Source organism: Pseudomonas putida W15Oct28 (assembly GCF_000708715.2).
Taxonomy (GTDB): Bacteria; Pseudomonadota; Gammaproteobacteria; order Pseudomonadales; family Pseudomonadaceae; genus Aquipseudomonas; species Aquipseudomonas putida_R.
Genome location: NZ_JENB01000012.1, coordinates 80,741 through 95,697 on the forward strand (window position 1 = coordinate 80,741; position 14,957 = coordinate 95,697).

Here is a 14,957-nt window from a genome sequence, read left to right on the forward strand (position 1 = left end):
GTGTGCCCGCCCCTGCTTGGGCGGCGGGCCTGGATTGTTACTTGCCCGACTTGACCTTGGTCCAGCTACGGGTCATCAAACGTTGCACCTTGGGTGGCAACTCTGAATTCACGAACATCTTGTCCAGCACTTCCTGCGGTGGGTAAACCGCAGCGTCAGTCCTCACGGCCTGGTCCATCAGGTCGCCAGCCTTGGGGTTCGGGTTGGCGTAACCGACGTAATCACTGACCTGGGCGATAACCTCAGGCTTCAGCAAATAGTTGATGAAGGCATGCGCCTCTTTGACGTTCTTGGCGTCCGCGGGGATCGCCAGCACATCGAACCAGAGGTTGCCGCCTTCCTTGGGAATGGCGTAGGCCAGGTTCACGCCCTTTTTCGCTTCTTCAGCGCGGGCCTTGGCCTGGAAGATATCGCCCGAGAAGCCTGCCGCGACGCAGATGTCGCCGTTGGCCAGGTCGGTGATGTACTTGGACGAATGGAAGTAGGTCACGTACGGGCGCACGGCCAGCAGCTTCTGCTCGGCTTTTGCATAATCCTTGGGGTCGGTGCTGTTGGGGTTGAGCCCCATGTAGTTGAGCACCGCCGGCAGCATTTCGTCCGCCGAGTCGAGGAAGGCCACGCCGCACTTGGAGAGCTTCTTCATGTTCTCGGGTTCGAACAGCACGGCCCAGGAGTCGATGGTGTCCACGCCCAGCGCGGCCTTCACCTTGTCGACGTTGTAACCGATACCGTTGGTGCCCCAGAGGTAAGGCACGGCGTACTGGTTGCCCGGGTCGTTCTTTTCCAGGCGCTTCATCAACGCCGGGTCCAGGTTGGCATAATTGGGCAGCAGGTTCTTGTCGAGCTTCTGGAACGCGCCCGCCTTGATCTGCTTGCCGAGGAAATGGTTGGACGGCACTACCACGTCATAGCCGGTGTTACCGGCCAGCAGCTTGCCTTCCAGGGTTTCGTTGGAGTCGAACACGTCCTGCACGGGCTTGATGCCCGTTGCTTTCTCGAAGTCCGCGAGTGTGGTCGGGCCGATATAGTCGGACCAGTTGTAAAAGTGCACCGTAGGCGCCGCTTGGACGCTGCATGCCAGCGTCAGGCCCGCACCGGCCATCAAGGCCTTGCGGAATACAGAAATAGACAAGTGGGTGCTCCTCACAATCAGTGCCTGGGTAGCGACAATGCTGCCGCACACGCAAAACCGGCGCGCAACTTACCTTCGCAGCTTCGATGCCGCAATCATCAATTGCCTTTCACTGGCTCCGGGCCGGAAAAGCCCGGCCCAGAGGTGTCGCATCGGGCTTATTTGCCCGACTTGATCTTGGTCCAGCTGCGGGTGATCACACGCTGCACAGAAGCGTCAGGCGCAGCGATCGCGTACAGCTGCTTCTTCACTTCGGCAGGCGGGTAGATGCTCGGGTCACCGCTGATGTCTTTGTCCACCAGCGCAGTGGCAGCCTGGTTGCCGTTCGGGAAGCGCACGGCGTTGGTGATCTCGGCCATGATTTCCGGCTGCAGCAGGAAGTTCATGAACTGGTAGGCCTCATCCTTGTGCTCGGCATCTTTCGGGATGGCGACCATGTCGTAGAAAGTACCGGCGCCTTCTTTCGGAATGACGTAGTCCACTTTGACCTTGTCGCCGGCTTCGTGGGCGCGGGCCTTGGACTGCTCCAGGTCACCCGAGTAACCGACAGCCACGCAGATGTTGCCGTTGGCCATGTCGCCGATGTACTTGGACGAGTGGAAGTAGGTGATCGAAGGACGAATCTTGAGGAACAGGTCCTCGGCGGCTTTCAGGTCTTCTTTCTTGGTGCTGTTGCTCGGCAGGCCCAGGTAGTGCAGCGCGGCCGGCAGCATTTCGGTTGGTGCATCGAGGAAGCTCACACCGCAGCTTTTGAGCTTGGCGATGTTCTCAGGCTTGAACACGACATCCCACGAGTCGATCTTGTCCACGCCCAGCGCGGCCTTGACCTTCTCCGGGTTGTAGCCGATGCCGATCGAGCCCCACATGTACGGGAAGGCGTGCTGGTTGTCCTTGTCGCTGGCATCGCCAACGGCTTTGAGCAGGTCCGGGTCGAGGTTTTTCCAGTTCGGCAGCTTGGAACGGTCCAGTTCCTGGTACACACCCGCCTTGATCTGTTTGGCCAGGAAGTTGTTGGACGGCACCACGATGTCGTAGCCCGACTTGCCTGCCAGCAGCTTGGCTTCAAGGGTTTCGTTGCTGTCGAATACGTCGTACTTGACCTTGATACCGGTCTGCTTCTCGAACTTGGCGATGGTGTCCGGCGCGATGTAGTCCGACCAGTTGTAGACGTTCAACACCTTGTCGTCAGCCTGTGCAGCAGTAGCCATGGCACCCATCAGGGCTGCGGCCAGCAACGTCTTGCCCATTTTATTCATGCGTCATGCTCCAGAATTTTTATTTAGCCATCTGTTCAGCAGCCAGGACCTACGGTGCAGAGCGCGCGGCGACTGAAACAGTCGCTAGTCTGGCAAGTTACAAGGCTCTGTTTCAAGGTAAGCAGAGCCTTGTAACGACTTAATGTCACATCAAAGAGGCCTGAGTGGCTGTTTTGAATATTCAAGTTCGAGTGCAAGGATTTACTGGGCAAGGCGGCACGACGAGTCGTAGCCAGCTACGGCGAGAAGTGCCAACGCCGCTCAGTAAAACCTTGTGCCGAAATTGAGTATTCAAAACAGTCATTCAGGCCTCTCCAGCCTAGCAGGTGATCAGTTGATCGCCTCCAAGGTCAGGTCGAGGCATTTGCGGGCCTTTTCCACCAGTTCGTCGATCTCCGCGTGGCTGATGACCAGCGGCGGCGCGATGATCATGGTGTCCCCCACCGCACGCATGATCAGGCCGTTTTCGAAGCAGAAGGTGCGGCAGATCATGCCCACGCCCTTGCCCTCGTAACGGCTGCGGGTGGCCTTGTCCTTGACCAGCTCGATCGCGCCAAGCATGCCAAGGCCGCGTACTTCACCCACCAGCGGGTGGTCCTGCAGCTCACGCAAACGCTTTTGCAAATACGGTGCCGCTTCAGTGCGCGCCTTCTCGACAATTTTCTCGTCGCGCAGGATGCGCAGGTTTTCCAGGCCCACCGCGGCCGCTACCGGGTGGCCCGAATAGGTGAAGCCGTGGTTGAAGTCACCGCCTTCGCTGATCACCTTGGCCACTGTGTCACGCACGATCACACCGCCCATGGGGATGTAACCGGAGGTCAGGCCTTTGGCGATGGTCATCAGGTCGGGTTTGAGGTCGTAGTAGTCAGAGCCGAACCACTCCCCGGTACGGCCGAAACCACAGATGACTTCGTCGGCAACGAACAGGATGTCGTACTTGGCGAGAATCTCCTTCACCTTCGGCCAGTAGGTGTCCGGTGGGATGATCACGCCGCCGGCGCCCTGGATAGGCTCGGCGATGAAGGCGGCGACGTTGTCTTCGCCGACTTCGAGAATTTTCTGCTCCAGCTGCTCGGCCGCCCATACACCGAACGCATCCGGGGTCATGTCACCGCCTTCGCCGAACCAGTAAGGCTGCGGGATATGCACGATGCCCGGGATCGGCAGGCCGCCCTGCTCGTGCATGCCGCTCATGCCGCCCAGGCAGGCACCGGCGAAGGTGGAGCCGTGGTAGCCGTTGATACGGCCGATGATGGTCTGCTTGTGCGGCTTGCCCTTCAGCGCCCAGTAGTGGCGCACCATGCGCAGCACGGTGTCGTTGCCTTCGGAGCCGGAGCCGGTGAAGAACACATGGGTCATGCCCTCGGGCGCCACATCGGTAATGGCCTTGGCCAGTTCCAGTGCAGGCGGGTGGGCCGTCTGGAAGAACAGGTTGTAGTACGGCAGCTCGCGCATCTGCTTTTCTGCCGCCTGCACCAGCTCTTCACGGCCGTAACCGACCGCCACGCACCACAGGCCCGCCATGCCGTCGAGGATCTTGTGCCCCTCGCTGTCCCACAAATGCACCCCTTGGGCCTTGGTGATGATGCGCGGCCCCTTCTCTTTCAGTTGCTTGTAGTCACTGAAAGGTGCGAGATGGTGCTCCCCGCTCAGGGTTTGCCATTCACGGGTTTGCGGGTTGTTGGTGCTCATGTGCTTCTCCGTTGTTCGACAGCCGCGCTCCAGCGGCCCCAGGGTTTATCAGACAGCGAACAGCAGGAACTCACGCTCCCAGGAACTGATGACACGCTTGAAGTTTTCGTGCTCGGCGCGCTTGGTTGCGACGTAGCCGGTGATGAACTTCTTGCCCAGGTACTGCACCAGCGCACGGCTGTTTTCCATGCGCTCCAGGGCGTCTTCAATGGTCAGCGGCAAGCGCAGGTTGCGGCGTTCGTAGCCACGGCCCTGTACCGGCGCGCTGGCCTGAATGCCTTCGACCATGCCGATGTAGCCACACAGCAGGCTGGCAGCAATGGCCAGGTACGGGTTGGCGTCGGCACCCGGCAGGCGGTTCTCGACCCGGCGGCTTTGCGGGCCGGCATCCGGTACGCGCAGGCCGACGGTGCGGTTTTCTTCGCCCCACTCCACGTTCACCGGCGCCGACGTGTCGGGCAGGAAGCGGCGGAACGAGTTGACGTTGGGGGCGAACAGCGGCAGCGCCTCGGGGATGAACTTCTGCAGGCCACCGATGTGGTGGAGGAACAGCTCGCTCATGCTGCCGTCTTCATTGCTGAAGATGTTCTTGCCGGTGGCCACGTCGACCACGCTCTGGTGCAGGTGCATGGCACTGCCCGGCTCGCCGGTCATCGGCTTGGCCATGAAGGTGGCAGCCACGTTGTGCTTGAGCGCCGCCTCGCGCATGGTGCGCTTGAACACCAGGATCTGGTCGGCCAGGTGCAGGGCGTCGCCGTGACGGAAGTTGATTTCCATCTGCGCCGTGCCGTCTTCGTGGATCAGCGTGTCCAGGTCCAGCTGCTGCAGTTCGCACCAGTCGTAGACGTCTTCGAACAGCGGGTCGAATTCGTTGGCGGCTTCGATCGAGAACGACTGGCGGCCGGTTTCCGGGCGGCCCGAACGGCCTACGGGGGGCTGCAACGGGAAGTCCGGGTCTTCGCTGCGCTTGGTCAGGTAGAACTCCATCTCGGGCGCGACAATCGGCTGCCAGCCCTTGTCTGCGTAAAGCTGGAGGACTTTCTTCAAGACGTTGCGTGGCGACAGCTCGACCGGGTTGCCCTTCTTGTCGTAGGTGTCGTGGATCACCTGTGCAGTCGGCTCGATGGCCCACGGTACAAGGAACACGGCATTCTCGTCGGGCCGGCAGATCATGTCGATGTCGGCCGGGTCGAGCAGTTCGTAATAGATGTCGTCATCGACATAGTCGCCGGTCACGGTCTGCAGCAGCACGCTCTCGGGCAGGCGCATGCCTTTTTCGGCGATGAATTTGTTGGTGGGCGAAATCTTGCCGCGCGTAATGCCGGTCAGGTCACTGATCATGCATTCGACTTCGGTGATCTTGTGCTCTTTCAACCAATCGGTGAGCTGGTCGAGGTTGTTACTCATAAATACCTCAGGAGGTAAGGTGGGCCGCGCATTGATTCTGGATGGAGTAGATTGCTAAAGCAAAAACCCCCGCGCAGCGCCGCAGTGGATACACTGAAAACGAGTGTGTCCATAATGAGTTCGAAGGGCAGGAAGACGAAGCGAAGGGCGGTAAGCCGCTACGAGGGCGGGCCCGGAAGCGCCAAACGTCAATTATTGCGGCCAGGGCGACCACGCCATTGACGAAGCTTGCAAAAACGACAGAGGTACCCGTTGGCACTGCGCAGGCAGTGCTTTCAGGTCGCGGCAAGCGGACCATGTGACCCTCGTATTATTGTGTTCTGGGTTGTGACCGAGCTTAGCCTTGTTCATTTTTTTACACAACACCCGCGTAAAAAATAAAAGACGGCACGCTTGAGATAGCCCTTCACACGTGAAATAGCGGATAATGGCACGCCCCGATATGCAGCAAATCTGCCGTAGATGTGCCATTTCAGGGCATCATTGGGTTGGCTTGACATCAGTATGGCTTTTCGATTGACTGGTCCTGCAAGCCCCCCTTGATTGATATTTTTAACAACAAAGGTGTTGCATCATGTCGGTACCCCCGCGTGCCGTTCAGCTTAACGAAGCGAACGCGTTCCTTAAGGAACATCCTGAGGTTCTCTACGTTGACCTTCTGATTGCAGATATGAATGGTGTGGTGCGTGGCAAGCGCATTGAGCGCACCAGCCTCCACAAGGTTTACGAGAAAGGCATCAACCTGCCGGCCTCCCTCTTCGCCCTGGACATCAACGGTTCCACCGTCGAAAGCACCGGGCTTGGCCTGGACATCGGCGATGCTGACCGCATCTGCTACCCGATCCCCGACACGCTCTGTAATGAGCCGTGGCAAAAGCGCCCCACTGCCCAACTGCTGATGACCATGCACGAGATCGAAGGCGAGCCGTTCTTCGCCGACCCTCGTGAAGTACTGCGTCAGGTAGTGAGCAAGTTCGACGAACTGGGCCTTACCATCTGCGCTGCATTCGAGCTGGAGTTCTACCTGATCGACCAGGAGAACGTGAACGGCCGCCCACAGCCGCCGCGCTCGCCAATTTCGGGCAAACGCCCGCAGTCGACCCAGGTGTACCTGATCGACGACCTCGACGAATATGCCGACTGCCTGCAGGACATCCTTGAAGGCGCGAAAGAACAAGGCATCCCGGCTGACGCCATCGTCAAGGAAAGCGCCCCGGCGCAGTTCGAAGTCAACCTGCACCACGTGCCCGACCCGCTCAAGGCCTGCGACTACGCGGTACTGCTCAAGCGGTTGATCAAGAACATCGCCTACGACCATGAAATGGACACCACCTTCATGGCCAAGCCCTACCCGGGCCAGGCAGGCAACGGCCTGCATGTACACATTTCCGTGCTGGACAAAGATGGCAACAACATCTTCACCAGCGAGGATCCCGAGCAGAACGCCGCGCTACGTCACGCTGTCGGCGGTGTGCTCGAGACCCTGCCCGCGTCCATGGCGTTCCTTTGCCCGAACGTCAACTCGTACCGCCGCTTTGGCGCGCAGTTCTATGTACCGAACGCGCCAAGCTGGGGCCTGGACAACCGCACCGTAGCGCTGCGGGTGCCAACAGGCTCTGCCGATGCCGTGCGCCTCGAGCACCGGGTAGCCGGCGCCGATGCCAACCCGTACCTGATGATGGCGGCCGTGCTGGCTGGCGTGCACCATGGCCTGACCAACAAGATCGAGCCGGGCAAACCGATCGAAGGCAACTCGTACGAACAGCTGGAGCAAAGCCTGCCGAACAACCTGCGCGATGCCCTGCGCGAGCTGGACGACAGCGAGATCCTCAACAAGTACATCGATCCGAAGTACATCGACATCTTTGTCGCGTGCAAGGAAAGCGAGCTGGAGGAGTTCGAGCATTCGATCTCCGACCTCGAGTACAACTGGTACCTGCACACCGTGTAAAAAAACGCCGCCCTCAAGGGCGGCGTTTTTGTTTGTGATCGGTGTCGCCTGCTTCGCGGGCATGCCCGCTCCCACAGGTACACCACAGGCTTCAGGCCTGGAGATCACCCTGTGGGAGCGGGCGAGCCCGCGAAGAGGCCGGTACAGGCCTACAAGGACTTCTCGAAAATCTTGGAGTTGCGCTGGTAGTTGTACAGCGAAGCCCGCGCCGATGGCAGCCGCTCCACGCCGCTAGGTGCAAACCCGCGCTCGCGGAACCAGTGCGCCGTACGCGTCGTCAGCACGAACAGGGTATTCAACCCCATCTGCCGCGCCCGGCTCTCGATACGCTCCAGCAATTCATCCCCACGCCCACCGTGGCGATACTCCGGGTTCACCGCCAGGCACGCCAGCTCCCCGGCTTCGGAATCGGCAATCGGATACAGCGCCGCACAGGCGATGATCATGCCCTCGCGCTCGACCACGCTGAACTGCTCGATCTCACGCTCCAGCACTTCACGCGAGCGGCGCACCAGGATGCCCTGCTCTTCCAGCGGGCTGATCAGCTCCAGCAAGCCGCCAACGTCCTCGATGGTCGCTTCGCGCACCACTTCGAACTGCTCCTGCGACACCAGCGTACCGCCACCGCCACGGGTGAACAGCTCGGTCAGCAGCGCGCCGTCTTCGGCATAACTGACAATGTGGCTGCGTGCCACGCCGCCCTTGCAGGCCTCGGCAGCGGCGTCCAGCAGCTCGCCCTGGTAGTCGCTGCCCAGGCGCTGCAGGTGCGGGGCAACCTGCTGCGGGCGCAGTTCCCGCACCAGCTTGCCGTCCGCATCCAGCAGGCCCGGCTCGGCACCGAACAGCAGCAACTTGTCGGCCCCCAGTTCGATGGCGGCACGAGTAGCCACGTCTTCGCAGGCCAGGTTGAAGATTTCGCCGGTGGGCGAGTAACCCAGCGGCGACAACAGCACGATGGAACGCTCGTCGAGCAGGCGGCTGATGCCCTTGCGGTCGACCCGGCGCACTTCACCGGTGTGGTGGTAGTCCACCCCTTCGAGCACGCCGATCGGCCGCGCGGTGACCAGGTTGCCCGACGCCACGCGCAGGCGCGAGCCCTGCATCGGCGAAGCGGCAATGTCCATCGACAGGCGCGCCTCGATGGCCAGGCGCAAGGCGCCAACGGCATCGATCACGCAGTCCAGGGTGGCGGCATCGGTGATACGCAGGCCATGGTGGTAGTGGGGGGTCAGCCCGCGATCGGCCAGGCGGCTTTCGATCTGCGGGCGCGAGCCATGCACCAGCACCAGGCGCACGCCAAGGCTGTGCAGCAACACCAGGTCGTGGACGATGTTGCCGAAATTAGGGTGTTCCACCCCATCGCCAGGGAGCATGACCACGAAGGTGCAGTCGCGATGGGCATTGATGTACGGGGAGGCATGACGCAGCCAGTTGACGTAGTCGGGCATGACAGGGCCTGTGGATAAGTGGACGGAGAACGGCGATACAAGGGGCGTTCAAGATCATCGTCGGAACAGGCTTGCGGTCACGCGCGGTCTCCTCTAGGCAGGAACGAATCAACTCGATTGACGTTTAGTGCAGGCAATAGTGCCGGATCAGGTCACGCAATAGACGCACGGTAGGCTCGATTCGTGACATTTCAAGGTATTCGCCGGGCTGGTGGGCACAGGCGATGTCGCCAGGGCCCAGCACGATGGTCTGGCAGCCCAGCTGCTGAAGATAAGGCGCTTCGGTGCCGAACGCCACCGCTTCGGCGCGATGGCCGGTCAGGCGTTCCGCCACTTGCACCAGTTCGGCATCGGCAGCCTGCTCGAACGGCGGCACCTCCGGGAACAGGGGTGCGTAGTCGATGCGCACATCATGGCGCTCGGCCACGGGCACCAGCTTCTCGCGAATGGCTGCGCGCAGCTGTTCTACATCCATGCCCGGCAACGGCCGCAGGTCGAATTCAAGCGCACACTGGCCGCAAATGCGGTTGGGGTTGTCACCGCCATGGATGCAGCCAAAGTTCAGGGTCGGGGTCGGCACGGTGAACTGTGGGTTGCGGTAGGTCTGCTGCCATTGCTGGCGCAGGCCCATCAGCTCGCCCATTACCGCATGCATGGCCTCCATGGCGCTGCGGCCCAGGCTTGGGTCCGACGAATGGCCGCTGCGCCCGAGGATGTCGATGCGGTCCATGAGAATGCCCTTGTGCATGCGGATCGGCCGCAGCCCGGTAGGCTCGCCGATTACCGCCGCACGGCCCAGCGGCTGGCCAGCCTCGGCCAGGGCGCGGGCACCGGACATGGAGCTTTCTTCGTCGCAGGTGGCGAGAATCAGCAGCGGCTGCTTGAAGTCGTGCTCCAACAGCGGGATGACCGCTTCGATGACCAGGGCAAAAAAGCCCTTCATGTCGCAACTGCCCAGGCCGACCCAGCGGCCATCGACCTCGGTCAGCTTCAGCGGGTCGCTGGCCCACAGTTGTTCGTCATAAGGGACGGTGTCGCTGTGCCCGGCCAGCACCAGGCCACCCGGGCCGCTGCCACGGCTGGCCAGCAGGTTGAACTTGCCCGGCGTGACCTGCTGGATGTCGCATGCAAACCCCAGGTCGCCCAGCCACCCCGCCAGCAGGTCAATGACCTGGCGGTTGGACTGGTCCAGCGCAGGCTGGGTGCAACTGACCGAAGGCGCGGCGATCAAGGCGGCAAACTGGTCTTTCAGCGTCGGCAACGGCATGCACATACTCCTCGGAAGCGTTGCCCATCATAGGGCTATCCGCCGTCTGGAATAAACCGTTGGCGGCTGACTGCTGTAGACTCTCCGCCAACCACGCCCCTCTTTCGAGTCTGTGATGCACAAAGAAACCGAACTGAAGCTCCGCGCCAGCCGCGAGACCCTTGCCGCCCTGCGCGAGCACCCTCTGCTGAAAAAGCGCAACAAGTCCGGTTGGCAGACCCGTGAACTGCTCAACCAGTACTTCGACACCCCCGAGCGTGAGCTGTCCGCCGCCCGTGTCGCCCTGCGCCTGCGCCGCGATGGCGACGCCGTGATCCAGACCCTCAAGTGCCGCGGCACCAGCGTGGCCGGCCTGTCCGAGCGCAACGAGTACGAATGGAACCTGGACAAGGCCAAGCTCGACCTGAAGAAGCTGGACGCCACCTGCTGGCCCGAGCAACTGGCAGGCCTGGACAAGAAAACCATCAAGCCGCTGTTCACCACCGACTTCAGCCGTGAATACGCCGAAATCGCCTGGGGCCGCGGCAAGAGCAAAGTGGTTATCGAGGCCGCGCTGGACCAAGGCTTCGTGATCGCCGGCAAGCGCAAGGAAGAAATCTGCGAGCTGGAGCTGGAACTGCGCGAAGGTGACCCGCAAGCACTGCTGGAGCTGGCCGCCGAGCTGGCCGCCAGCCTGCCGCTGATGCCCTGCGACATCAGCAAGGCCGAGCGTGGCTACCGCCTGCTGGAGCCGGACAGCTACGAGCTGGGCCTGCCGCACACCGAGCTGGAAGCCGAGATGGCCCTGGACGACGCCTACGCCGCATTGGCCTGGCAACTGCTGGGCAGCAGCCAGCGCCTGGCCGAGCAGTACCGTCACAACGGCCACTGGCGCCTGCTGCAGGACTGGGTCGAGTGCCTGAGCGAACTGCGCGCCCTCACCGCCAGCCTGGGCCAGGCCGCGCCGCGTGCCAGCACCCGTGACCTGCGCACCAGCCTCGACGCCCTGCTGGAAGACTGGCGCCCGCTGGTGCAGGCCGGCAACGATGACGAAGACATCCGCCGCGCCGCCCCCGAGCAGTTCGCCGAAGAACTGGAAGACGTGCGCTGGGGCCAGTTCTCGCTGGAAACCTCGCGCTGGCTGCTGGCCCGTGCCTGGACCGTGGAGCGCAAAGGCCGTGGCGAACGCCAGGGCAAGGCGCAGCTGGCCAGCTGGCTGGCACACCTGCTGGGCGAAGAAGGCCGTGCACTGAAGCTGCCGCTGTACACCCAGCGCCCGGAAGACCTGGCCGAGCAGCTGCCACGTATCGAGCAGCTGCTGGCCTGGCTGCACCATGCCCGCCAGGTGCTGGAAGCGCCGCAGATGGACCGCCTGTATGGCGACCTGAAGAAGCTGCACGAACTGGCCGAACTGCCGATCAGCGATGAAGTGCTGGAAGCCCGTATCGAACAGGCTCGGGCTGTTGACCAGAGCCGCGGCTGGAAGCACCTGCTCAAGGCTTGAGACCGCGTTGCATTCTTCGCGGGCTCGCCCGCTCCCACAGGTACAGCGCAGGCCTCAGGCTTGGCGCCCAACCTGTGGGAGCGGGCATGCCCGCGAATAGCCTCAGCGCGAAAGTGGCAGGCTGGTGGTGGACTTGATCTCCGACAGCGCCACAATCGAATTCACTTCCTGGATGCCCGGCACGTTCGACAGCTTTTCGAAGAAAAAGCGCTCGTAAGCTTCGATGTCCGACGTGACGATGCGCAGTAGAAAGTCTACCGACCCCATCAGCACATAACACTCCAGCACCTCCGGAAACCCGCGGATCGCCTCGGTGAATTCGGTAAAGTTGGAGCGCCCGTGAGCATTGAGCTTCACCTCGGCGAAAATTTGCGTGTTCAGGCCGACCTTCTTGCGGTCCAGCAAAGTCACCTGCCCGCGAATCACCCCCTCTTCCTTCAAGCGCTGAATGCGCCGCCAGCACGGCGATTGCGACAGCCCCACGCGCTCGGCGATCTGCGCGCTGGACAGCGAAGCGTCCTCTTGCAGCAGTTCAAGAATACGGCGGTCGTAAGCGTCCAGCTCGCTGTGCATTATTCAATCTCCTGAAAGCCAAAATCTGAATCAATCAATTCGCCAACACAGCGAAATGATCAAATCATAGCGAAAAAATGCCGCCGCTAACGTGCAAGAATTTCTCCCACATTCGCGGAGACCAGCATGAACGCACAGCCCCGTACCGACGCCTGGGCCGCCAGCAACGCCCACAGCACCGTGCACTATCGCCTGCAGGCCGAAGCCGAGCCCGACAGCCTGTGCCGCGTGCTCAACCTGTTTGCCCTGCAGTTCCTGACCCCGCACAGCGTGCACGTCAGCCAACAGGATGACTGGCTGGATATCGAAGTCGGTATCGGCGGCCTGAGCTGGCACCGGGCCGAGGTGATTGCGCAGAAACTGCGTAACCTGGTGTGTGTGGGTGAGGTGAGCCTGAGCAATGCACAGCGGGTGGCTCTGGCGGTGGTCTGAGCCCTCTGCTTTACCTGTGCCGGCCTTTTCGCGGGCTCGCCCGCTCCCACAGGATTTCCACCGACCTCAAATCCTGTGGTGTTCCTGTGGGAGCGGGCGAGCCCGCGAAGAGGCCGGCACATGCACAGCAAAATCCCGAAACCCTTCACCTCCGATGCCCTTCCACCGCCCGGCTAGCCTTGATCAGCACTCCCCCATCAGGCACGGACGCCAACCATGCACACCTCCGACAACCCGGCACTCGACCTGAAGCGCGTGCTCCAGGCCCTGCTCACCGACCGGCACCTGCACGCCACCGACACCCTGCAAGTACTCGAACACGCCGCCGCCCACGCCACCGGCCACCCGCTCGAACAAATCGCCGCCTGCAACCTGGAAGACCGCCGGCAACCCGGCCAACTGCTGGACCTGGACCACCTCTGCCAATGGCTGGCCGGCAAGGTCGGCCAGCCCTACCTGCGTATCGACCCCATGCAACTCGACCTGCCCCAGGTCGCGGGCCTGGTGTCCCCCGCTTTCGCCCAGCGCCATGGCATCCTCATCGTCGCCGACGACCCCTCTGGCATCACCGTCGCCAGTGCCCAGCCCTACCAGGACGACTGGCAGGCTGACCTGGCCCGCAGCCTGGGCCGGCCTATCCGCCGCGTGCTGGCCAGCCCAATGCAGATCCGCCAGTCAGGGCAGTCGTTTCACCGCCTGGCCCAGTCGGTAAAGGGCGCGCAGCATCAGCAATCGGCCAGCCTGGGCGAACTTGAACAGTGGCTGGAACTGGGCAAGCGCCAGGCCGAGGCCAGCGCCGACGACGCGCACATCGTGCATATCGTCGACTGGCTGCTGCAATACGCCATTGATCAGCGCGCCAGCGATATCCACTTGGAACCCCGGCGCGAACAGGGGCAGTTGCGCTACCGCATCGATGGCCTGCTGCACACCGTCTATGCCTTCCCCGCCGGGGTCACCCTGGCGCTGATCAGCCGCCTGAAACACCTGGGCCGCATGGACGTTGCAGAAAAGCGCCGCCCGCAGGACGGCCGCCTGCAAAGCCGGCTACCAGGGGGCAGCGAAGTGGAGCTACGGCTGTCGACCCTGCCGACCCCGTTCGGCGAAAAGCTGGTACTGCGCCTGTTCAACCCACGTCAACTGCACGAAGGCTTCGACCGCCTCGGTCTGGAGGGGCCACAGCTGGCCCAGTGGCAAGGCCTGCTGCGTCAGCGCCAGGGCATCATCCTGGTCACCGGCCCCACCGGTTCAGGCAAGACCAGCACGCTGTACGCCAGCCTCAAGCTGCTGGCCACGCCGCAGGTCAACCTGTGCACCATCGAAGACCCGATCGAGCGCCTGGAGCCCGCCTTCAACCAGCTGCAAGTCCAGCCCGCGCTGGACCTGGGTTTTGCCAGCGCCGTGCGGGCCATGCTGCGCCAGGACCCGGACATCATCATGATCGGCGAAATCCGCGACCGCGAAACGGCCTTGGTGGCGGTGCAGGCAGCCCTGACCGGGCACCTGGTACTGTCGACCCTGCATACCAACGACGCCTGCGCCGCGATCACCCGCCTGCAAGAACTGGGTGTGGCCGACTATCTGATAAAGGCCACACTGGTCGGTGTCATGGCCCAGCGCCTGGTACGCACTGTGTGCTCGGACTGTGGGGCGAATGCATCAGCGACCTGCCGAACCTGCCGTGGCACCGGCTTTCATGGGCGCACGGGTTTGTTCGAACTGCTGCAGCCCAGCGAAAGCCTGCGTGCAATGATTGGCCCGAACGCCGACCTGACCCGTTTACGGCATCAGGCGCTGGCCGATGGCTTGATTGACCTGCGCCGTTGTGGCGAGGCGAAAGTGGCACGTGGGCAGACCCGTGCGGCAGAAGTACTGCGCGTCTGCAGCTGACGAAAAGTGCTTTGTATTCAAGGAACTTGCCTTGCCCGGGAAGATCCAACGGCGCATCTTCAACCCTCACCCTTCGAGGTGTTTCAACATGCGTCTCAAAACCGCCATCGCCGCTGCTGCGTTGCTTTCGCTGCCTATCGGCTCGGCCATGGCCGATACCTTCTGGCGTAACGTGATGACTTCCGGTGCTACCACGGCATCGAGCTACCTGACCTCGCACGATCACAAACTGGTTGTGGCCGCGCAGGATGACGCCAGCAGCTTCGTCGCCAGCGAAGGCGCGATCCGCGGGCCGTTCCTGGAAGCGGCCATGCGCCAGGCGCGGGCAGAGAACCCAGGGATGCAGGCTTCCGACATGGAGCTGGCCAATGCCATCCTGGCCAAGAATGCAGTAGCCGAGTAACCGCGTCGCCTGCTTCGCGGGCC

12 protein-coding genes are annotated in these 14,957 nt (G+C 62.3%); 5 read left to right on the plus strand and 7 right to left on the minus strand.

Annotation, left to right across the window (positions count from 1 at the left end; translation table 11 throughout):
- Positions 1-37 precede the first annotated feature (37 nt).
- The 4 genes from AK81_RS10680 to AK81_RS10695 form a co-directional block, all read right to left on the minus strand.
- On the minus strand, positions 38-1,132 hold the full coding sequence (locus AK81_RS10680) for a polyamine ABC transporter substrate-binding protein (protein WP_043198901.1): 1,095 nt from the start codon (positions 1,130-1,132) through the stop codon (positions 38-40).
- Positions 1,133-1,290: 158 nt separating this feature from the next.
- On the minus strand, positions 1,291-2,388 hold the full coding sequence (locus AK81_RS10685) for a polyamine ABC transporter substrate-binding protein (protein ID WP_043198904.1): 1,098 nt from the start codon (positions 2,386-2,388) through the stop codon (positions 1,291-1,293).
- Positions 2,389-2,718: 330 nt separating this feature from the next.
- On the minus strand, positions 2,719-4,080 hold the full coding sequence (locus AK81_RS10690; protein WP_043198906.1) for an aspartate aminotransferase family protein: 1,362 nt from the start codon (positions 4,078-4,080) through the stop codon (positions 2,719-2,721).
- Positions 4,081-4,128: 48 nt separating this feature from the next.
- A complete protein-coding gene (locus tag AK81_RS10695) occupies positions 4,129-5,487 on the minus strand; it encodes a glutamine synthetase family protein (RefSeq protein WP_043198908.1) in 1,359 nt (452 codons plus the stop codon).
- Positions 5,488-6,061: 574 nt separating this feature from the next.
- Between AK81_RS10695 and AK81_RS10700 the strand changes: the two genes are divergently transcribed.
- Positions 6,062-7,438 (plus strand): glutamine synthetase family protein, encoded by a 1,377-nt coding sequence (locus tag AK81_RS10700; RefSeq protein ID WP_043198911.1) that lies wholly within the window; start codon positions 6,062-6,064, stop codon positions 7,436-7,438.
- A gap of 149 nt (positions 7,439-7,587) precedes the next feature.
- On the opposite strand, the gene argA is transcribed toward AK81_RS10700, so the two are convergent.
- Positions 7,588-8,886, minus strand: coding sequence for an amino-acid N-acetyltransferase (gene argA / locus AK81_RS10705; protein WP_043198913.1), 1,299 nt, complete (start codon positions 8,884-8,886; stop codon positions 7,588-7,590).
- 124 nt (positions 8,887-9,010) lie between these two features.
- Positions 9,011-10,153, minus strand: coding sequence for an acetylornithine deacetylase (gene argE, locus AK81_RS10710; RefSeq protein ID WP_043198914.1), 1,143 nt, complete (start codon positions 10,151-10,153; stop codon positions 9,011-9,013).
- 115 nt (positions 10,154-10,268) lie between these two features.
- On the opposite strand from argE, the gene AK81_RS10715 reads away from it, so the two are divergent.
- Positions 10,269-11,636, plus strand: coding sequence for an inorganic triphosphatase (locus AK81_RS10715; RefSeq protein WP_043198917.1), 1,368 nt, complete (start codon positions 10,269-10,271; stop codon positions 11,634-11,636).
- A gap of 102 nt (positions 11,637-11,738) precedes the next feature.
- Here the strand turns inward: AK81_RS10715 and AK81_RS10720 are convergent, their stop codons facing one another.
- Positions 11,739-12,209 carry an Lrp/AsnC family transcriptional regulator gene (locus tag AK81_RS10720; protein ID WP_043198918.1) on the minus strand — a complete coding sequence of 157 codons (471 nt, stop codon included), beginning with the start codon at positions 12,207-12,209 and terminating at the stop codon, positions 11,739-11,741.
- Between the two features lie 126 nt (positions 12,210-12,335).
- Here AK81_RS10720 and AK81_RS10725 point away from each other — a divergent pair, with 126 nt between their 5' ends.
- The 3 genes from AK81_RS10725 to AK81_RS10735 all read left to right on the plus strand — a co-directional run bounded on the left by AK81_RS10725 (position 12,336) and on the right by AK81_RS10735 (position 14,934).
- Positions 12,336-12,641 (plus strand): hypothetical protein, encoded by a 306-nt coding sequence (locus AK81_RS10725; protein ID WP_043198919.1) that lies wholly within the window; start codon positions 12,336-12,338, stop codon positions 12,639-12,641.
- Positions 12,642-12,857: 216 nt separating this feature from the next.
- Complete coding sequence (locus AK81_RS10730) at positions 12,858-14,531, plus strand: GspE/PulE family protein (protein ID WP_043198920.1); 1,674 nt, start codon at positions 12,858-12,860, stop codon at positions 14,529-14,531.
- 88 nt (positions 14,532-14,619) lie between these two features.
- A complete protein-coding gene (locus AK81_RS10735) occupies positions 14,620-14,934 on the plus strand; it encodes a DUF2388 domain-containing protein (protein ID WP_043198921.1) in 315 nt (104 codons plus the stop codon).
- Positions 14,935-14,957 lie beyond the last annotated feature (23 nt).

Coding starts and splice junctions, on each gene's coding strand:
- AK81_RS10685 (WP_043198904.1), bottom strand. CDS start 2,388: ATGAATAAAATGGGCAAGACGTTGCTGGCCGCAGCCCTGATGGGTGCC.
- AK81_RS10690 (WP_043198906.1), bottom strand. CDS start 4,080: ATGAGCACCAACAACCCGCAAACCCGTGAATGGCAAACCCTGAGCGGG.
- AK81_RS10695 (WP_043198908.1), bottom strand. CDS start 5,487: ATGAGTAACAACCTCGACCAGCTCACCGATTGGTTGAAAGAGCACAAG.
- AK81_RS10700 (WP_043198911.1), top strand. CDS start 6,062: ATGTCGGTACCCCCGCGTGCCGTTCAGCTTAACGAAGCGAACGCGTTC.
- argA (WP_043198913.1), bottom strand. CDS start 8,886: ATGCCCGACTACGTCAACTGGCTGCGTCATGCCTCCCCGTACATCAAT.
- argE (WP_043198914.1), bottom strand. CDS start 10,153: ATGCCGTTGCCGACGCTGAAAGACCAGTTTGCCGCCTTGATCGCCGCG.
- AK81_RS10715 (WP_043198917.1), top strand. CDS start 10,269: ATGCACAAAGAAACCGAACTGAAGCTCCGCGCCAGCCGCGAGACCCTT.
- AK81_RS10720 (WP_043198918.1), bottom strand. CDS start 12,209: ATGCACAGCGAGCTGGACGCTTACGACCGCCGTATTCTTGAACTGCTG.
- AK81_RS10725 (WP_043198919.1), top strand. CDS start 12,336: ATGAACGCACAGCCCCGTACCGACGCCTGGGCCGCCAGCAACGCCCAC.
- AK81_RS10730 (WP_043198920.1), top strand. CDS start 12,858: ATGCACACCTCCGACAACCCGGCACTCGACCTGAAGCGCGTGCTCCAG.
- AK81_RS10735 (WP_043198921.1), top strand. CDS start 14,620: ATGCGTCTCAAAACCGCCATCGCCGCTGCTGCGTTGCTTTCGCTGCCT.